Here is an 18,871-nt window from a genome sequence, read left to right on the forward strand (position 1 = left end):
GCGTGCTTGTTTCCAGCCCACTGACCTTTATGCAGAGGGCACGAAATCCTTTGAAGGAAGACCCAAAGGCTCCTTGCTGACAGGATCAAGAGGATACCATTTGCCGTTTTTCTCGGTCGCCGCAATTTCAGTCATAACGCCCTGCACGGTGGCTTTGCCTATTGTGGCGTTCTTAACGTCCCTGAAGATTTTGACCGGGTCATACTTGATCCTGATTCGCGGTTGGTTATTGTCCGCAGGCCCGCTGTTTGTGAAGTAAGTTATACCTGTTTGCACACTGGCCTGCACAATACCCTTAGCATCGATGGGGTTGAACGCGCCTAGTGTGCCACGCAATAATTTTTTTGCGGTACTCCCGAATGTAGATGACCCCACCTTGGCACCAGCGCCAACGACCTTCCCGGCGCCGGCCAAGAGAAAGCCAAAAATATCAAACGACAAATCGACGAGGCCTTCGCGCCAGTTGCCCTCTATAAAGTTTTTGGTGGCGTTGTAACCTGGAATAAGGCCTACCACGAAATCTTCGATTCGTTTATAAAAAGGTACTTCACCATCGAACGTGGTAGTACTGCGCAGCGACGCTGCCTGCTCCCGAATGTTGAAATGTTTTACCATGGCATCAACGATGTACTGCGTCTTTTCGCTGGCGAAGCTGTTAGGCGCGTCATTAACGCCGTCATGGGTCCAGGGCTCGAGAACGTTTGCCTTGTAGTCGCCATCAGGAACAAGAGGCACAAGACGATTTACGCCCTTCCCGTCGGAGGAGACGGAGCCAACGGATGTCAGATCGGGACGTGGGCGAAGGGTATTGTCTGTGCTGTTTAATTCATATCTGTGGGTCTCTTTATGGCCCTGTTCATTCATAATCTCGCTTGTTATAAAGATACTGCTGGGCGAGGCGTCTTTTGTGCTTTCAATGAGCGTGTAAGGGTCCTTCGTAAAAGTGACTTCTTTAAAAACTGCAAGTTTCCCGTGTTCAATTATCTTTCGGTCTTCAAGGGAAAGCGTTGAGACCAAGTATTTGCCTTGCGTACGGACGTCGCGCTCGAAGCGATCGAAATAAACATCAAGCCCATTTTCAAACTGGTAAATGATGTCACTGTTTGACATGGGCTTAAAATTTATGCTGCTTAGGTCAATGTTTTCATCGCTGGATCGATACCTGTCTAATTCGGCCTTGTTGTGTTGTTGCCCGCTGTGGATGAATATGTCCAGCAGTGAGTAGGGGCCTGGAAACGAAAAAAAGGCGGATGTCTTTGGAACGAGAACTTTTTGCCTGATTTGCTCTTCCGATAAGTGCGGGTTTTGGGCCTTTATTTCAGCCGTTGCCCTGTCGTGAAGATCCGGTATTAACGCTGCAAACGTATCAGAGGCCTTACTCAATGCCTCTATTTGCAGGGTGTAGGCAGAACGTACCTTGTCCATTTCTTCTTCTGAATATTGACCCGTGCTGTTCCAATCCAACACACCGTTGTGAACGCCCCACTCTTTCAGTGCGTCGCTTTGAGCCTGCTGTTCAACCAGTTTGTCTGCCAGCGTTATGGGTGCCAGCTCATGTCGCATCATGACTTGCGAATATGTCATTTGGCTGGTCGAGCCAGGAGCCTGCGCCTCGAGACGGGCTACCGCGGTAGTAAAACTGACCCAGGAGTGGGTACCCTTGGTCAACGTTTCAGGTATGTCCTTGACCAGAAGCTCCGGCGCCTTGTGGGATAACAATAACGTTACGGCAAGGTCTACGGTTTTAGGCGTTGCTTTTTTTTGCTCGATCAAATGTTCAGCCAGCGCTTTGCGGATCATTGATGCGCTGTGCCCGAAGAGCTTCACGTCGGCGAGGTCAAATCCAGCGGCTTTGGTTCTCTGCGACGGGTCTGAGCCCCCCCATAGATCCAATGAGTTATAGAGTGCTGTTAGCACCCAATCGCTGACAGGGTCTGGCGATAAAAGCTCGCCAACCTCGCGGTCAGCGGTAGCGGCTAAATGTTTAGCATTAGGTGATTTGAGTATATCGTCGAGCGCAAGACGAGGGTCTTTGTTGAGGGTTGGGAGGTCGCGGGTCAGATAGTCGAACACGTTCTCCCCTGGCTCTGTCAGCACGGAGCGATTAATGGCGAATCTGAGCTCGTTCTTATCGTTGTCACTCATCGGTGTCGGCCACGAATGCGCTCCACCCAGATTGCCGTACGCCGGTGTTGGTACTGGAAGGCTTGCCAAAGACTGCGCAATGTTCCTTAACTCCGACGCATCAGTTGGAACCAACAAGCCATGACCTACCAGGTAATCGCGCAGCGTCACGGCCACACCTGATTTGAGCGTGTGGTCCCGGGAGTAGGAAGAGGTGGGATCTATCTGGATTGGCGTATCCAGCGCAACCTGCATTCTTTCCTTAATAATTTGATTGTATTCTGCGCGATCTTCTTCCTTGGCAAATGTACTTTTCGAGAAGTGGTGTTCCAGGCCCTTGAGTACATCGTCAACCGCTTTTGGTATGGCTGCAATCACAGCCCTTCGGTTGTTCAGATCACCCAGTTTCGCCGCTTGGTCATCCAGGTATTTCTGCGAGGGAATATTGAAAGTTTCAGGGAAAAGGTCATCTTCACGCTGCCACTTGTTGATGTACTCCGTGACGGCTGCCTGTTGCTCGGAAGGCGAGAGAGCACTGTCAAACGGCAGGGTATGGCCATGAAACTGGGCTATGTCTGCGATCTTCGCAGCGGTCGCGGTGGCCGCGGGATCGAAGCTTACGGCGTTGCCGGAGCCTGCCAATGTTTTGGCCACGCTCTTGAGCAAGGGCCATCCCATAAAGCTGTGAATATCGATGGATTGAGCGGTGGGCTTGGGCGCCGAAAAGTCGAAGGCATTTTGGGGGCGGGTGCTCAAGGTGGTGCCGCTGAGAGTGCCGCTTTCGATATTGATGGTGATCTCTTTTGAAAGATCGATGTCGTGCTCTTTGGCCCATTCCATGAACGCCGGGTTTTTAAGGAAGTTATCCAACAGCGTACGCGACTGGCTGAAGGACGAATCCCGCGGGATATTCTCCACGGTGTGTTGGCGATAGTCTTTATTGGCACCCGACAATTCTTTCAAGTCCAACTTGTATAAGTCGGCTAACACTCGATCCCCCCGTTGCTGAGGGCTTTCGTTCTTTCCCGGAAGCTCTGTCGCGACCTCGAGGTGGGCGGGTCGCGGTTGTAAATCGGCTTTTGCCAGTTGGGGCGTATGCAGCTCGGGCAGGCGTGAATTGGAAATAAAAGTCATGAGAAATGTTCCTGTTCGATGTGGGTAATACGTTGTTCGCCAACGTATGTGGAAAAAAACCCACATCGATTCCATCGATTGCTCCTTAAATCATGACACCTTATTGCGAGCCCTGGCGGCTTGCTCTACGCCTGGATCATCTCCCGGACCTTGGCGGTCAACAAATCAAAGGTAAATGGCTTGGTGATCAACTGCATGCCTGGATCCAGGAAACCACCGCGCACTGCCGCGTGTTCGGCATAGCCGGTGATAAACAGCACCTTGAGTTCCGGGCGAATCTGCCGGCCGATTTCCGCCAGTTGCCGACCGTTCATACCGGGCAAGCCTACGTCGCTGATCATCAAGTCAATGCGCTGTTCGGACTCAATGATCGGCACTGCCGTATCCGCGTCCCCCGCCTCGACAAATCCATAACCCAGCTCTTTGAGCACGGCGCTGACCAAGACCCGTACCGCCGGGTCATCCTCGACGATCAATACGGTTTCGCCCGCATTGGCGAAAGGTAGCAATGTGGGGTTCAGAGGCTCCTGGTGCGCTATCTCGCCAACGAAACGCGGTAGAAACAAGCTGACAGTGGTGCCTTTACCGACTTCGCTGTGAATCGTGACATGGCCGTGGGACTGACGCGCAAAGCCGTAGATCATCGACAGCCCCAGGCCCGTGCCTTGCCCAATGGGTTTGGTGGTAAAAAACGGATCGAACACGCGGCCGATCAAGTGCTCTGGAATGCCGCAGCCGGTATCACTGACGCTCAGTTCGACGTAATCGCCAGGCTTCAACGTGCCATAGGCGGCGGTGAATACGCTGTCCAGATGACGGTTGCCCGTCTCGACGGTCAACTTGCCGCCACCTGGCATGGCATCCCGCGCATTGATCACCAGGTTGAGCAGGGCGCTTTCCAATTGGTTGGGGTCGGCTTCGGCGGTCCACAACGAGCTGGCGAGGCGCATGTCGAGGGCGATGCTTTCATTGATGCTGCGTTGCAGCAGCTCGCCCATGGAGGTCACCAGTTGGTTGATCTCCACCGGTTTGGAGTCCAGCGACTGGCGCCGCGAGAACGCCAGCAGCCGATGGGTCAGGCCGGCAGCACGGTTGGCCGAGGTGACGCCCAGATCTATGAGGCCGTCCAGGTCATCGAGTTTGCCCCGTGCCACGCGCCTGCGCAGCAGCTCCAGGCTGCCGATAATCCCGGTCAGCATGTTGTTGAAGTCATGGGCGATGCCGCCGGTCAACTGGCCGACGGCTTCCATTTTCTGCGATTGGCGCAACGCTTCTTCGTTATGACGCAGTTGCGCGGTGCGCTCTTCCACCTGCTGTTCGAGGGTTTCCAGGGTGCGCTGCAGGCGCAATTCACTTTCGCTCAGGTCGATCAAGCGATCGCGAGCCTCGTATTGGCGCCGCCGTCCGCGCAGGGCTGCGCTGACCAGGCTGATCAGCGTCACCGGATGGAACGGCCGCTCCAGAAATGTCACGTTGCCCAACAAGCCACTCAGGTGCGATGAGCCGTTCTGTTCCTTACCGCCGTGATGGGTCATCAGCACGATCGGCAGGTCAGACCAGGCGGGCTGTTGATGCAGGTGATCGAGCAGTGGCTCCAGGTCTACACCGCGTAGTGCTTCGGCAGCAATGATCAACAGGCCAGCGCCTTGCTCAATTGCTTCGCACAGCTCGGCCAAGTTACCGGCAACGATGCCACTGTAGCCGGCTTCGTTGAGCATCATCAGCGCCAATGAGCCGTCGCGGCCCATTGGCGCCAGCACGATGGCGCGCTCGGAGACGGGAGAAAGGGCCGGCACTAGCCCTCATCCTTGAGCAGAGGAGAACCGGCGCCCATGTAAGTCGGAATGCCACGCAGCACGCCTTGAAAGTTATCCAGGGGTTCACCGACGGTCATGCCGCGGTGACCGATGCGGTATTCACGGATAGTCGACTCATGGGAGCCGGTCCTTTTCTTGATCACCGAAATGGCACGGCGAACTTTGCCCAGGGCTTCGAAGTAGCGCAGCAAAATAACGGTATCGGCCAGGTAGGTAATGTCTACCGGCGCCTGCATATCGCCGACCAGGCCATGCTGGGCCACCGTCATGAACGTCGCTGCACCGCGGCGGTTGAGGTAGAGCAGCAGTTCGTGCATATGCAGGATCAATGCGTTCTCTTCCGGCATTGCAGCCTGGTAGCCGTTGATACTGTCGATGACCACAGTCTTGATACCGCGCTCGTCCACGCAGCGGCGTACCCGATGGGAGAACTCGCCAGGGGAGAGTTCGGCCGCGTCGACCTGTTCAATCAGCAGGTTGCCGGTGTCTTGCAGGGCGACCAGATCAATACCCATGTTTTTCATGCGTTCGAACAGCAAGCCCAGTTCTTCATCGAAGATGAACAGCGCGGCTTTTTCTCCGCGTTCCACCGCGGCGGCGGCGAAGATCATCGAGATCAGCGACTTGCCGGTACCCGCCGGGCCGAGAATCAGGCTGCTGGAGCCGGTTTCGATACCACCACCCAGCAGGGAGTCCAACGCTTGAATACCGCTGCTCAACGTCTGGCGGTTGTAGCCACCCCGATGCTCGGCTGCCACCAGGCGCGGGAACACGTGGATACCATCGGCCATGATGGTGAAGTCGTGAAAACCGCCACGGTATTTCTGGCCACGGTATTTCACCACTCGCACGCGACGACGCTCGGCGCCGTAGTTGGGGGTCAGTTCTTCCAGGCGAATCACGCCGTGGGCCACACTGTGTACGGTTTTATCCAAGGACTCTGTAGTGAGGTCGTCCAGTAGCAGCACGGTTGCATCGTAGCGCACGAAGTAGTGCTTGATCGCGAGGATCTGCCGGCGATAGCGCAGGGAGCTTTGCGCCAGCAGGCGGATCTCCGAGAGGCTGTCGACCACGACACGGGTCGGCTTGACCCGTTCCACCACTTCAAAAATCTGCCGGGTGGCTTCACCCAGTTCCAAATCGGAGGAATACAGCAGGCTTTGCTGATGCTCGGCGTTGAGCAGGCTCTCTGGCGGCGTCAGTTCAAAGATATGGATGTTGTCATCCAGGTCCCAGCCATGGGACTCGGCACCCTGGCGCAATTCGCGCTCGGTTTCGGACAGGGTGATATACAAAGATCGTTCACCGTTTTTCGCGCCGGCCTGCAAAAAATGCAGCGCTACGGTGGTTTTACCCGTGCCGGGTTCGCCTTCCAGCAGGAACAGATGGCTGCGCGATAAGCCGCCGGCAAGAATGTCATCAAGACCTTCGATGCCGGTAGCCGCTTTTTCACTGAACAGCTCTTTGGATGTAGACAAGAAGTGCCCTCGGGTCACGTACAAGTAGAGTGGCACGTCGACTGGGACGCGCCATATTTACTTGACCGTAGTGGCCTTTGGCGGTTCAACGTTTTGTAAAATTTGTGCTCACCGGGCCTAAAGACCTTGTTGCAGCGCCGGGTCATCCGGGTTCTGTTGCTCCAGTTGTGCGAGCAGCACTTGGACGTTTTGCAGTTGCCCGGTTTCTTTCCAATAGTTGACCAGCAGCACGCGGGCTTTGCGGTTGGCCGGGTGGCGCTGGATGATTTCTTCCAACTGACGCTGGGCCGCTTCCACTTCCTCTTGGGCATGCAGGGTGGTGGCCAAGTCGTAGCGATAATCCTGATTGTCCGGCTCCAGCTCCACCGCCTTGGACAGGCCGAGCAACGCGTAGGGGCGTTCGCCGTGGTGCAGCAACCACATGCCCAGGGCATGTTGCAGGTAAGCCGACTCCGGATGCGCGGCCAGTTGCCGTGCCAGCAGTTGGCGCGATTCGTCGGTCTTGCCTTGTTTGTCCAGCAGTTCGATTTGCGCCACCACGGCTTGCAGGTTATCGGGCTGCAAGCGCATCGCCTGTTCCAGGGCATTTTGCGCCTCCGGCAGCAGCGCGCTGTGGATGTACAGGCGTGCCAGTTGAATCCAGCCGTCGGCGGTTTCAGGCTGGGCCTTGAGGGTTTTAACGAATTCGTCGAGTACTTGCTGCAGGGGGCCGAAGTACAAGCCCAAGGTGTCTGGCGACAGGCCGAGCAATGCGTTGGCGGCGGCAAAGCGAACTTCCTGTTCGGGGTCATCCAGCACCGGGCCGAGCAGCAAGGTGCGTTGGCCGCTGGGCACCAGGCCGACGATGCTGTGAATCGCGGCCTCACGTACCAAGGGTGATTCATTGGCCAGGTCTTTATCCGCCAGCTTCAGTGCTTGGGGGCTGGGGTAATTGGGCAGTTCAGCGTGCAGGGCGGCGCGTCGTTCAGGCGACAGGTCCGGCCGCCCAAGCTGTTGATACAAGACCCGCGCTGCGCCCGGCTCGCCATTGTGTGCCTGTTTCAATGCCTTGGAGTAACCATGGGCAATGGCCGGTGGCACAGCGACCGGCGCGCTGCGGGAGAACAACCAGATGATCAAGACGATCAACAACAGGGCGCACAGGCCGATGATGGAGTAACGGCGTGACTTAGACATGCAGGCGTCCAGCAAGTACAAAGCCGTCAGCTTCGGTCAGTGCAGGGCGGGTGTCAAACCGGCGTCAGGTCAATACGTAATCCAACGGCTCCAGGGCCGGGGGCAGGTTGATTTCGCCAAGGGCGGCGAGGGTCTCGCGCTCCAGGGTACGCAGGATGGCGTCGCACGGCAGGTCGTTTTCATCGAAGCCGAACGGGTCTTCCAATTCGTCGCCAATGGCATCCAAACCAAAGAAGGTGTAGCTGACGATGGCGGTGAACACCGGTGTCAGCCAGCCCAATGGTTCGGCCATGGCGAACGGCAACAGAATGCAGAACAGGTAAATGGTGCGGTGCAGCAGCAGGGTGTAGGGGAAGGGCAGCGGCGTGGTTTTGATCCGCTCGCACGACGCCTGCACCTGGCTCAGGCTGACCAGCCGGGCTTCCAACTGGGTGTAGCGCCAATCGCTGATCACACCCTGCTGGGCCAATACAGAAAACCTGGCACCGAGTGTCTGCAGGATGCGGTCAGGCAAGTTGGGGTGGCTCGTGTCCACGACTATCCAGGGTTTAACCGCTTGCGCTTCATCTTCATGGCGCAAATGGGCGATCAAGCCATGGGCAAAACCGCACAGGCCACGCAACAACCCGGCACGCTCGGCAGTGTCGCCCAGCACCTGGGTTTCGCGAATCAGCGAACGCACCTCAATAATCATTTGCCCAAGCTGCTTGCGGCCTTCCCACCACCGGTCGTAGCAGGCGTTGTTACGAAAGCTCATGAAGATCGACAACGACAAGCCCAGCAGGGTGAAGGGCGTGGCGTTTACCTTGGAAAAGTAGGCGGGGTGCAGGGTTTCCACCAGCACGATCACCGAGGCAAGCAGCGTGACCATCAGGCTGCGCAAGGCAATCCGCTTGGCAATCGAACCCTTGAGGGAAAACAGGATACCCAGGAGGTTGGGTTTGGGGCGAACGATCATGACAGGCTTCTGTGGTGGTGCAGGCCGTCAGGTTAGAAGCTGGCGGGCAGTGGGTCCAATCGCTTCGATCGACCGGCCGATCAGTGGGATCGATGATAGCTTGCATGGCGGCCTGGCAGCCGACCAGGATGTTGGATCAGGCCGGGTAAATATCCATTCCTGCGGTAACGGTAGCTATGGGTTGCGCCCTTACGACGGCTTGGCCAAACCAGTCAGCCAAGTTGAAAGCTTTGACCATTGCCGCTGCAGCCCTCTGGAGCGACTATTTCAACCGATTTACCTGCTCGAAAACGTCCTGAAAATAAAAACACAGAAGGATTTGAAGCGATGCGTGAATATTTGGCTGCCACCACCGAGTTCGATTACCAGCACACCGTCGACGCCGCACTGGCCGGCAACTTGCAGGCGCTGAATGCATGCGTGGAATGCTGTGACCGCCACGCGCTGCCTGGGCGCATCGCATTGTTCTGGGAGAGCAAGGACGGGCGCAGCGCCACGTCGACCTTTACCGAGCTGCAGGACCAGGCCGCACGCTTCGCCAACTTCCTCCTGACCCAGGGCGTCAAGCGGGGTGACAAGGTCGCCGGTCTGCTGCCGCGCACGGCCGAACTGCTGGTGGTGGTGCTTGCCACCTGGCGCATCGGCGCGGTGTACCAGCCGCTGTTTACCGCGTTCGGCCCCAAGGCCATTGAACATCGCCTGAACAGCTCCGGCGCAGCACTGGTGGTCACCGACGCGGTGAACCGCCCCAAGCTGGCCGAAGTCGCTGGCTGCCCGACCATCGTCACAGTCGCCGGTGCCAAGGGCGAAGGCATCGTTCGCGGCGACTACAGCTTCTGGGCCGAACTGCCCAACCACTCCAACGTCTGTGAGCCGGTGCTGCTGAGTGCGGATGATCCGTTCCTGCTGATGTTCACCTCTGGCACCACCGGCCCCTCGAAGGCGCTGTCGGTGCCACTCAAGGCGATTGTCGCGTTCCAGAGCTACACCCGTGACGCCGTGGACCTGCGCCCCGATGACGCGTTCTGGAACGTCGCTGACCCGGGCTGGGCCTATGGCATCTATTTCGGCGTGACCGGGCCGTTGGCCATGGGGCATCCGATCACCTTCTACGATGGCCCGTTCACCGTGGAAAGCACCTGCCGAGTCATCAATAAATACGGGATCACCAACCTGACTGGCTCGCCCACCGCGTACCGCCTGTTGATTGCCGGCGGCGAGCAGTTCGCCCGTGCGATCAAGGGCAAGCTGCGCATCGTCAGCAGTGCCGGCGAGCCGTTGAACCCGGAAGTGATCCGCTGGTTCGCCGATAACCTGGGCGTGACGATCCACGACCACTACGGCCAGACCGAGCTGGGCATGGTGCTGTGCAATCACCATGGCCTGACGCACCCGGTGCATGTGGGTTCGGCGGGGTTCGCCTCGCCAGGGCACCGCATCGTAGTGCTGGATGACGGCCATCAGGAATTACCCGCCGGCCAGCCCGGCATTCTTGCCATCGACCGCGAGCAATCGCCGATGTGCTGGTTCGCCGGGTATGAGGGCGTGAAGACCAAGGCCTTTGTCGGCAAGTATTACCTCAGCGGCGACACGGTGGAGCTGAACCCGGACGGCAGCATCAGTTTTGTCGGGCGCAGCGACGACGTGATCACCACCTCCGGCTACCGCGTGGGCCCGTTCGATGTGGAAAGCGCCCTGGTCGAACACCCGGCCGTGATCGAGGCCGCCGTGGTCGGCAAGCCTTGCCCGGAACGCACCGAGCTGGTGAAAGCCTTCGTGGTGATCAGCGAGCAATACCGCGCCACCCCGCAATTGGCCGAAGAGCTGCGCCTGCATGTGCGCCAACGTCTGGCAGCCCACGCTTACCCACGAGAAATCGAATTTGTCAGCGACTTGCCCAAGACCCCGAGCGGCAAGCTGCAACGCTTTATTTTACGCAATCAGGAAATAGCCAAGGCCCAGGCGGCCTTGGCTTGATCCCTTTGAAAGGAACCAATGATGCAGATTGAAAACAAGGTCTTCCTGGTCAGCGGCGGTGCTTCGGGCCTCGGCGCGGCCACCGCTGAAATGCTGGTAGCTGCGGGTGCCAAGGTGTTGCTGGTGGACTTGAACGCCGACGCGGTCGCCGCCAAGGCCAGGCAACTGGGCGACAACGCCCGCAGCGCCGTGGCGGATATCAGCCAGGAAGCCGCTGCCGAAGCGGCCGTTAACGCGGCTGTCGAGGCGTTTGGCGGTTTGCATGGCTTGATCAACTGCGCAGGTGTAGTCCGCGGCGAGAAAATCCTCGGTAAAAATGGCCCCCATGGGCTGGCCAGCTTTGCCCAGGTGATCAACGTCAACCTGATCGGCAGCTTCAACCTGTTGCGCCTGGCCGCTGCGGCGATCGCCGAAACCGAAGCGGATGCCGACGGCGAACGCGGTGTGATCATCAATACCGCTTCGGTGGCGGCGTTCGATGGCCAGATCGGCCAGGCGGCGTATGCCGCTTCCAAGGGCGCGATTGCCAGCCTGACCTTGCCTGCCGCACGGGAACTGGCACGCTTCGGGATTCGGGTAATGACTATCGCCCCGGGCATTTTCGAAACGCCCATGATGGCCGGCATGACCCCGGAAGTACGCGAGTCCCTGGCCGCCGGCGTGCCGTTTCCGCCACGCCTGGGAAAACCCGCCGAATATGCCGCGCTGGTGCGGCATATCCTTGAAAACAGCATGCTCAATGGCGAGGTGATCCGTCTCGACGGTGCCTTGCGTATGGCCGCCAAGTAAGGAGACACCTGTATGAATGACCCAATCGTTATTGTCAGCGCCGTACGCACGCCCATGGGCGGGTTCCAGGGCGACCTCAAGAGCCTGACCGCACCGCAACTGGGCGCGGCCGCGATTCGTGCCGCCGTCGAACGTGCCGGTATCGCCACCGATGCCGTCGACGAAGTGCTGTTTGGCTGCGTGCTGCCGGCTGGGCTCGGGCAGGCACCTGCGCGCCAGGCCGCCCTCGGCGCTGGGCTGGACAAGGCCACTCGTTGCACCACGCTCAACAAAATGTGCGGTTCCGGCATGGAGGCAACGATCCTTGCCCACGATTCATTGCGCGCCGGCAGCGTCGACGTGGTGATTGCCGGCGGCATGGAGAGCATGTCCAACGCGCCATACCTGCTGGACCGTGCGCGCAGCGGCTACCGCATGGGCCACGGCAAGGTGCTGGACCATATGTTCCTCGATGGCCTGGAAGACGCCTACGACAAAGGCCGCCTGATGGGCACCTTTGCCGAGGACTGCGCCGAGCACAACGGCTTTACCCGTGAAGCCCAGGACGCCTTCGCTATCGCGTCCCTGACCCGTGCGCAGGAGGCCATCACCCACGGCAGCTTTGCCGCCGAGATTGTCCCGGTGCAGGTCACCGTGGGCAAAGAGCAGAAAACCATCCTCCACGATGAACAGCCACCCAAGGCCAAGCTGGACAAGATTGCCAGCCTGAAACCGGCGTTCCGTGAAGGCGGCACCGTGACGGCGGCCAACTCCAGCTCGATCTCCGATGGCGCAGCGGCGCTGTTGCTGATGCGCGAGTCCGAGGCGCACAAACGCGGCCTCAAACCTTTGGCGGTGATCCATGGGCACGCTGCCTTTGCCGATGAACCGGGGTTGTTTCCAGTGGCACCGGTGGGCGCGATACGCAAATTGATGAGCAAAACCGGTTGGAGTCTCGAGGAAGTCGACCTGTTCGAAATCAACGAAGCCTTCGCTGTGGTCAGCCTGGTGACCATGAGCAAGCTGGACATTGCTCATAGCAAGGTCAATGTGCATGGCGGTGCCTGCGCCTTGGGCCATCCGATTGGCGCCTCGGGCGCGCGGATCCTGGTGACGCTGCTGTCGGCCCTGCGCCAGAAGGGCCTCAAGCGTGGCGTCGCAGCCATCTGCATCGGCGGCGGTGAAGCCACGGCCATGGCCGTTGAATGCCTGTACTGAGGATGACTTATGCTGCCCAATGACGAACAACTGCAAATCAGCGACGCCGCCCGGCAATTCGCCCAGGAACGCTTGAAACCGTTCGCCGCCGAGTGGGATCGCGAGCATCGCTTTCCCAAGGAAGCCATCGCTGAAATGGCCGAGCTGGGCTTTTTCGGCATGCTGGTGCCGGAACAGTGGGGCGGTTGCGACACCGGCTACCTGGCCTACGCCATGGCCCTGGAAGAAATCGCCGCAGGCGATGGTGCCTGCTCGACGATCATGAGCGTGCACAACTCGGTGGGCTGCGTGCCGATCCTCAAGTTCGGTAATGATCAGCAAAAAGCCGAGTTCCTCACGCCTCTGGCCAGCGGCGCCATGCTGGGTGCTTTCGCGTTGACCGAGCCCCAGGCCGGTTCCGATGCCAGCAGCCTGAAAACCCGCGCGCGCCTTGAAGGGGATCACTATGTGCTCAATGGCTGCAAACAGTTCATCACCTCCGGGCAAAACGCCGGGGTCGTAATTGTGTTCGCGGTCACCGATCCAGCAGCGGGCAAGCGTGGCATCAGTGCGTTTATCGTGCCTACCGATTCACCGGGCTACAGCGTGGCGCGGGTTGAAGACAAGCTTGGGCAACATGCCTCGGATACCTGCCAGATCCTGTTTGAGGATGTGAGGGTGCCGGTGGCCAACCGCCTGGGCGAGGAGGGCGAGGGCTACAAGATCGCCCTGGCCAACCTGGAAGGTGGCCGCGTCGGCATCGCATCGCAATCAGTGGGCATGGCCCGCGCCGCCTTCGAAGCAGCCCGCGACTATGCCCGTGAGCGTGAAAGCTTCGGCAAGCCGCTGATCGAACACCAGGCCGTGGCCTTTCGCCTGGCGGACATGGCCACGCAAATTGCCGTCGCCCGGCAGATGGTGCATTACGCCGCGGCCCTGCGCGACAGCGGCAAGCCGGCGCTGGTAGAGGCGTCCATGGCCAAGCTGTTTGCCTCGGAAATGGCCGAAAAAGTCTGTTCTGCCGCCTTGCAAACCCTGGGCGGTTACGGTTACCTGAGCGACTTCCCCTTGGAGCGGATCTACCGCGATGTGCGGGTCTGCCAGATTTACGAAGGCACCAGCGATATTCAGCGCATGGTCATCTCACGCAATCTTTAAGGAGCCGATACATGAGTTACGAAACCATCTTGCTTGACGTCCAGGGCCGTGTCGGGCTGATTACCCTCAACCGTCCCCAGGCGCTCAACGCCTTGAACGCGCAACTGGTCAGCGAATTGAACCAGGCGCTGGACAGCCTGGAAGCCAACCCCGAGATTGGCTGTATCGTGCTGACCGGCTCGAAGAAAGCCTTTGCCGCCGGTGCCGACATCAAGGAAATGGCCGAGCTGACCTACCCGCAAATCTACCTGGACGACCTGTTCAGCGACAGCGACCGCGTGGCCAACCGCCGCAAGCCGATCATCGCTGCCGTGAATGGCTTCGCCCTGGGCGGCGGCTGCGAGCTGGCGTTGATGTGCGACTTTATTCTGGCCGGTGACGGCGCCAAGTTTGGCCAGCCGGAAATCAACCTCGGCGTGCTGCCAGGCATGGGCGGCACCCAGCGCCTGACCCGGGCGGTGGGCAAAGCCAAGGCCATGGAAATGTGCCTGACCGGGCGCTTTATCGATGCGGTGGAAGCTGAACGCTGCGGGATTGTGGCGCGCATCGTGCCGGCCGATGAGCTGCTGGAAGAAGCGTTGAAAGTCGCCACCCTGATCGCTGGCAAATCGGTGCCGATCAGCATGATGGTCAAGGAAAGTGTGAATCGCGCCTTTGAAGTCAGCCTGTCCGAAGGCGTGCGCTTTGAGCGCCGGGTGTTCCATGCGGCGTTCGCGACCCAGGATCAGAAGGAAGGCATGGCTGCGTTTGTGGCCAAGCGGGCGCCGGTGTTCAAGGATAAATAGCAAGGTCGCTACAACTTGGGGTGGTTGGGCTGAGTACATATCCGTTGCTGCGGTAACGGCTGCTATTGGTTCCGCTCTTACAGCGGGTCACTTTGGAAAAGAGCCCCAAAGTAACCAAAGGGCTCTTGCCCCACCACTCGGCACCTCGCCTAGGCTCGGTGTGCCCGTAATCCGACATTGATTTGGGGGGCCGCCGCCACGCGCCATCCATGGCGCGGGGCGGCTAAACCGGCATCCCTGCCGGTTTACCCCCCAAATCAATGTCAGATTCCGGCCAGCGTGGTTTAACGGGGCGCCTAAGATCAAAATCAAAAGCAGAAGCGAGGCGGCCTTATAGCCGACCTGATCGTTGAGGCGTACGCGTACCCCTGTGGGAGCGGGCTTGCCCGCGATGGTCGTTAACGATGACGCGGGAAGTCAGAAAAAACGCGGCGCCTTCCAGTTCATCGCGGGCAAGCCCGCTCCCACAGAAAAGCAAAAGCGCGCCAAACGTATCTACGATGCGAAGCGAGCAGCTCTTGATCTGGCTTTTGATCTCAGGCACCCCGTTAAACCACGCTGGCCGAACGCAGGCTTGAATCCGTGGCTAACCCGGCAGGACGCCGGGTTAGCCGCTGTAAGAGCGGAACCAATAGTGGCCGTTACCTAAATAACGGATATGTACTCGGTCAAAAACCCAACATCCCGCTCGGCTGTCACACCCCTCCCACAGTTTTTGTCAGTTAGAACGGGTAATTCTTCAGCTCCCTGGCAATCACCATCCGCTGAATCTCGCTGGTGCCTTCGTAAATCTGCGTGATCCGCGCATCCCGGTAGTAACGCTCCACCGGGTAATCCTCCAGATACCCATACCCGCCATGGATCTGCATCGCCTTGGAGCAGACCCGCTCGGCCATCTCCGAGGCGAACAGCTTGGCCTGGGAGGCTTCGGACAAGCACGGCTTGCCGGCACTGCGCAGGCGTGCAGCATGGAGGATCAGCAGGCGCGCGGCGTTCAGCTGGGTTTGCATATCGGCCAGCAGGTTGGCCACGCTCTGATGCTCGATGATCGCCTTATCGAACTGCACCCGATCACGGGCGTAGGCCAGCGCCGCCTCAAAGGCAGCGCGGGCGATGCCCAGGGCCTGGGCGGCGATACCGATGCGCCCGCCTTCCAGGTTGGAGAGGGCAATGGCCAGGCCCTTGCCGCGCTCACCCAACAGGTTGGCTTCGGGCACGCTGCATTGGTTGAGGGTGACGGCACAGGTGTCTGACGCACGGATGCCCATCTTGTGTTCGGTACGGTCGACCACAAACCCCGGCGTGTCGGTCGGTACCAGGAACGCCGAAATACCTTTCTTGCCCAGTTCCGGGTCGGTCACTGCAAACACGATGGCCAGCTTGGCGCGCTTGCCGTTGCTGACAAATTGCTTGGCGCCGTTGATCACCCACTGACCGTCTTTCAACTCAGCACGAGTACGCAGGTTATGGGCTTCGGAGCCGGCCTGAGGTTCTGTCAGGCAGAAGCAGCCGATGGCTTGGCCGCTGGCGAGTTCGGCCAGCCAGGTTTGTTTCTGCTCTTGTGTGCCGTAGTTGAGGATCGGCCCGCAACCCACTGAATTATGGATACTCATCAGGGCGCCGGTGGCGCCGTCACCTGCGGAAATTTCCTCCACGGCCAGCGCGTAGGCTACGTAGTCGACGTAGGTGCCACCCCATTCCTCCGGGACCACCATGCCGAGCAGCCCCAGCTCGCCCATCTTTGCCACCAGCCCGTCATCGATCCAGCCTGCTTTTTCCCAGGCTTGGGCATGGGGGGCGATTTCGCCACGGGCAAAGTCCCGCGCCATATCGCGGATCATCACTTGTTCTTCTGTGTATTCAAGATCTTGCATGGTTATTCCCCACTCTGCACGAAGTCACGGAAGAAGCTCTCGACATGGCTGGCATCCAGCGCATTGAGGGTGGGCGGGTTCCAGTGCGGGGTTTTGTCCTTGTCGATGATCAGCGCGCGAACCCCTTCGATCAGGTCGCCACGCTTGAACCACTGCCGGTCAAGGTGCAACTCCAGGGCAAAGCACTGCTCCAGCGGCAGATGGCGGCCACGGCGCAACATCTGCAGGGTCACGGCCATGGCCAGGGGCGAGCGGGTTTGCATCAGATGGGCAGTATTGAGCGCCCACTCATGGGTGTCGGCGACGGTAACTGCCTGCAATTGCTCGACAATGCTCGGCACGTCCGGCAGGGCGAAGAAGTGGTCGATGACCGGGCGCAAGGTCGCCAAGGGCGGGTCGGGCAACTGCTGTACGGCAAGCTTGGCGAGCACACCTTGCAGATCCTTGAGAGGCGAGCCGTGCCATTGCAGGCTATCGAGTTGCTGGTCGAGGTCGATGAGCTTGGCGCTGTCGATATACCAGTCAGCCAGCCCGCAATACAGGGCGTCCGCCGCGCGGATCTGCACACCGGTCACGCCCAGGTAAGTCCCCAGTTCACCAGGAATACGCGACAGGAAGTAGCTACCGCCCACATCCGGAAAGTAACCGATGGCCACTTCCGGCATCGCCAGGCGGCTGCGGTCGGTGACGACCCGCAGATCGGCGCCTTGCACCAGGCCCATGCCGCCACCGAGGACGAACCCGTCCATCAGTGCCAGCACGGGTTTAGGGTACTGGTGGATGGCCAGGTCGAGGGCATATTCCTCCACGAAGAAATCTTCGTGCAGGGTGTCGCCCTGCTTAAAGCTGTCGTACAGCGAACGGATGTCGCCACCGGCACAGAAGGCTTTCTCGCCGGCGCCGCGCAGTACCACGGCATGAACTTGCGGATCGTCGGCCCAATCCTGCAGCTGGGCGGTCAGTTGGCGCACCATGTTCAGGGTGATGGCATTCAAGCCGGCGGGGCGGTTGAGGGTGAGGTGGCCGAGATGGTTACGCACCTGCGCCAATACGTCCTGCGGGTGAACCTCGGCGTGGCTTGCTTCGGATGAAACCTGAGCAGTCATCTCTAACTCCCTGCTTTTATTGTTCTTTATCAAGATGTTCGCGGTCGAACCTTCTCGCGATCGTACCAGTGCAAATTTGCCCAGTACAACCCGGAATCATGCAGGTCGTTGTTGCATTTATGCAGTGCGCATCAAACCACGCGGCGGGCCAGGACTTCACCGATACTGCGACGACGGGCATGGCCTTCTGCTGCGTGGATCAGTTGCTCCAGCTCTGTGGGTTCGACATCGTAGAACTGCTCCATCTCAGCCAACGCCAACTTGAGGTCGGCCGCGGTGATCGTCGCGTCGCTGACGGGTGCGGTAGAGCCCAAGACGACAGGGGCAGGCTCGCCCAACCCTTTGGGATAACGCGTGCGCGTGGCATTGTTGTAGGCCAGCGCGCACGCTAGCAGGGCGCCGGCGCCGAGCATGACGGGCGCCAGCTCCTGCCAGCCCAGGGCAATCGATGCGGGGTCGGCCAGCACCAGAGTCATGGCCAGGCCACCGGCCGGCGGGTGCAGGCAGCGTAACCAACAGATCAGGATCACCGTCATGCCTGCCGCCAGGCACGCGCTGCCCAAGGTACGCCCCAGTACCCGTGCGACCAGCAACGCCACGACGCCAGCACACAGATAACTGCCGATGATCGACCACGGCTGGGCCAGCGCACCCGATGACACCGCAAACAACAGCACGGCCGAAGCGCCAAGGGGGCCGAGCAGGTGCAGCGCGACTTCCATGCCGTATACCTGGGCGCAGGCCCAGACACTGAGTAGCGTGCCCAAGGCCATGCCGATGGCTGCACGGCTCCATTCAGCGGGGCGGGTGTTGATTGCAGCGGGTATCCAGCGAGCGAGCATTGAAAGACGGTCCATAAACGGCGGGCGAAAAAAAAGGCCTGCCTGGTTTCCCGGGACAGCCCTTAGAAGGTTCCAACATTTGGGGGAGGAACATGACGCAGTGTGCCGGTGTTGATGCGCTGGCGCCACTGCATATTAATGAGGGTTGAATGCAAAAGTAATGCAGTTAAAGGGCATCGCCGAATGTAATCGGGCCTGCCATGGTCGGCGCGGTGCCGCAGACTTTACCCAGCACACGGCTATTGGCCTCTTCATTGAACAGGCGTTCCTGCAGGTCTTCGCGCAGCTTGAGGTCCTCGGCCAGAGGTCCCTTCAGCGCCACCAGTGCGTCGCGCAACTCCATTAAACGATCGAGTCTCGGTAAAGGTACATTCAACAGTTCCTCTCGCACGGCATTGTCCTCTTAATGAAGTAAGCCATCGCGCGTGGGCAGCCTACCGCGTCCTTGTGATGGAGTGCCTTTGATCCAAGCATTTG

General features: G+C 59.4%; 15 protein-coding genes. 6 read left to right on the top strand and 9 right to left on the bottom strand.

Translation table 11 applies throughout. From position 1 onward, the window contains the following. Window positions 1-27 precede the first annotated feature (27 nt). The 5 genes from FRT59_RS18530 to FRT59_RS18550 form a co-directional block, all read right to left on the bottom strand. Window positions 28-3,258: a hypothetical protein gene (locus FRT59_RS18530; protein WP_153871961.1), complete on the bottom strand. Its 3,231-nt coding sequence runs from the start codon at window positions 3,256-3,258 to the stop codon at window positions 28-30. A gap of 125 nt (window positions 3,259-3,383) precedes the next feature. Then, window positions 3,384-5,054 (bottom strand): ATP-binding protein, encoded by a 1,671-nt coding sequence (locus FRT59_RS18535; protein ID WP_200646226.1) that lies wholly within the window; start codon window positions 5,052-5,054, stop codon window positions 3,384-3,386. Next, the gene (locus FRT59_RS18540) at window positions 5,054-6,553 is read right to left on the bottom strand and encodes an ATPase domain-containing protein (RefSeq protein ID WP_034119733.1); all 1,500 of its coding nucleotides are present in this window, start codon (window positions 6,551-6,553) and stop codon (window positions 5,054-5,056) included. Before FRT59_RS18540 ends, FRT59_RS18535 begins: the two co-directional genes overlap by 1 nt. Before the next feature lie 117 nt (window positions 6,554-6,670). After that, window positions 6,671-7,729: a HEAT repeat domain-containing protein gene (locus tag FRT59_RS18545; protein ID WP_153839698.1), complete on the bottom strand. Its 1,059-nt coding sequence runs from the start codon at window positions 7,727-7,729 to the stop codon at window positions 6,671-6,673. A 64-nt stretch (window positions 7,730-7,793) separates the two neighbouring features. Continuing rightward, a complete protein-coding gene (locus FRT59_RS18550) occupies window positions 7,794-8,687 on the bottom strand; it encodes a bestrophin family protein (RefSeq protein ID WP_153871962.1) in 894 nt (297 codons plus the stop codon). A 327-nt stretch (window positions 8,688-9,014) separates the two neighbouring features. Here FRT59_RS18550 and FRT59_RS18555 point away from each other — a divergent pair, with 327 nt between their 5' ends. The 6 genes from FRT59_RS18555 to FRT59_RS18580 all read left to right on the top strand — a co-directional run bounded on the left by FRT59_RS18555 (window position 9,015) and on the right by FRT59_RS18580 (window position 15,221). Further along, window positions 9,015-10,664, top strand: coding sequence for an AMP-binding protein (locus FRT59_RS18555; protein ID WP_153839700.1), 1,650 nt, complete (start codon window positions 9,015-9,017; stop codon window positions 10,662-10,664). A gap of 21 nt (window positions 10,665-10,685) precedes the next feature. Then, the gene (locus FRT59_RS18560; protein WP_034119604.1) at window positions 10,686-11,453 is read left to right on the top strand and encodes an SDR family NAD(P)-dependent oxidoreductase; all 768 of its coding nucleotides are present in this window, start codon (window positions 10,686-10,688) and stop codon (window positions 11,451-11,453) included. Between the two features lie 12 nt (window positions 11,454-11,465). After that, window positions 11,466-12,650, top strand: a complete 1,185-nt coding sequence (locus FRT59_RS18565) for an acetyl-CoA C-acyltransferase (protein ID WP_034119603.1) — start codon at window positions 11,466-11,468, stop codon at window positions 12,648-12,650. 9 nt (window positions 12,651-12,659) lie between these two features. Further along, complete coding sequence (locus tag FRT59_RS18570; protein WP_153839703.1) at window positions 12,660-13,787, top strand: acyl-CoA dehydrogenase; 1,128 nt, start codon at window positions 12,660-12,662, stop codon at window positions 13,785-13,787. Between the two features lie 11 nt (window positions 13,788-13,798). Then, window positions 13,799-14,572 (top strand): enoyl-CoA hydratase, encoded by a 774-nt coding sequence (locus tag FRT59_RS18575; protein ID WP_034119601.1) that lies wholly within the window; start codon window positions 13,799-13,801, stop codon window positions 14,570-14,572. Window positions 14,573-14,963: 391 nt separating this feature from the next. Then, the gene (locus FRT59_RS18580) at window positions 14,964-15,221 is read left to right on the top strand and encodes a hypothetical protein (protein WP_153871963.1); all 258 of its coding nucleotides are present in this window, start codon (window positions 14,964-14,966) and stop codon (window positions 15,219-15,221) included. A 73-nt stretch (window positions 15,222-15,294) separates the two neighbouring features. Here FRT59_RS18580 and FRT59_RS18585 read toward each other — a convergent pair whose 3' ends face one another. The 4 genes from FRT59_RS18585 to FRT59_RS18600 form a co-directional block, all read right to left on the bottom strand. Next, window positions 15,295-16,446: an acyl-CoA dehydrogenase family protein gene (locus tag FRT59_RS18585; RefSeq protein ID WP_034119599.1), complete on the bottom strand. Its 1,152-nt coding sequence runs from the start codon at window positions 16,444-16,446 to the stop codon at window positions 15,295-15,297. Between the two features lie 2 nt (window positions 16,447-16,448). Further along, window positions 16,449-17,552 (bottom strand): enoyl-CoA hydratase/isomerase family protein, encoded by a 1,104-nt coding sequence (locus FRT59_RS18590; protein WP_034119598.1) that lies wholly within the window; start codon window positions 17,550-17,552, stop codon window positions 16,449-16,451. A 131-nt stretch (window positions 17,553-17,683) separates the two neighbouring features. After that, window positions 17,684-18,394, bottom strand: coding sequence for an HPP family protein (locus FRT59_RS18595; protein ID WP_153839706.1), 711 nt, complete (start codon window positions 18,392-18,394; stop codon window positions 17,684-17,686). Window positions 18,395-18,560: 166 nt separating this feature from the next. After that, window positions 18,561-18,770, bottom strand: coding sequence for a type VI secretion system contractile sheath small subunit (locus FRT59_RS18600; protein WP_267910985.1), 210 nt, complete (start codon window positions 18,768-18,770; stop codon window positions 18,561-18,563). Window positions 18,771-18,871: the final 101 nt, after the last annotated feature.

Origin of the sequence: Pseudomonas haemolytica (assembly GCF_009659625.1) — a bacterium.
GTDB lineage: Bacteria > Pseudomonadota > Gammaproteobacteria > Pseudomonadales > Pseudomonadaceae > Aquipseudomonas > Aquipseudomonas haemolytica.

Excerpts from the sequence above, each read along its gene's own strand:
- FRT59_RS18555 (WP_153839700.1), top strand. The coding sequence starts at position 9,015 with ATGCGTGAATATTTGGCTGCCACCACCGAGTTCGATTACCAGCACACC.
- FRT59_RS18550 (WP_153871962.1), bottom strand. The coding sequence starts at position 8,687 with ATGATCGTTCGCCCCAAACCCAACCTCCTGGGTATCCTGTTTTCCCTC.
- FRT59_RS18565 (WP_034119603.1), top strand. The coding sequence starts at position 11,466 with ATGAATGACCCAATCGTTATTGTCAGCGCCGTACGCACGCCCATGGGC.
- FRT59_RS18570 (WP_153839703.1), top strand. The coding sequence starts at position 12,660 with ATGCTGCCCAATGACGAACAACTGCAAATCAGCGACGCCGCCCGGCAA.
- FRT59_RS18575 (WP_034119601.1), top strand. The coding sequence starts at position 13,799 with ATGAGTTACGAAACCATCTTGCTTGACGTCCAGGGCCGTGTCGGGCTG.
- FRT59_RS18545 (WP_153839698.1), bottom strand. The coding sequence starts at position 7,729 with ATGTCTAAGTCACGCCGTTACTCCATCATCGGCCTGTGCGCCCTGTTG.
- FRT59_RS18590 (WP_034119598.1), bottom strand. The coding sequence starts at position 17,552 with ATGACTGCTCAGGTTTCATCCGAAGCAAGCCACGCCGAGGTTCACCCG.
- FRT59_RS18585 (WP_034119599.1), bottom strand. The coding sequence starts at position 16,446 with ATGCAAGATCTTGAATACACAGAAGAACAAGTGATGATCCGCGATATG.
- FRT59_RS18580 (WP_153871963.1), top strand. The coding sequence starts at position 14,964 with ATGGTCGTTAACGATGACGCGGGAAGTCAGAAAAAACGCGGCGCCTTC.
- FRT59_RS18595 (WP_153839706.1), bottom strand. The coding sequence starts at position 18,394 with ATGCTCGCTCGCTGGATACCCGCTGCAATCAACACCCGCCCCGCTGAA.
- FRT59_RS18530 (WP_153871961.1), bottom strand. The coding sequence starts at position 3,258 with ATGACTTTTATTTCCAATTCACGCCTGCCCGAGCTGCATACGCCCCAA.
- FRT59_RS18560 (WP_034119604.1), top strand. The coding sequence starts at position 10,686 with ATGCAGATTGAAAACAAGGTCTTCCTGGTCAGCGGCGGTGCTTCGGGC.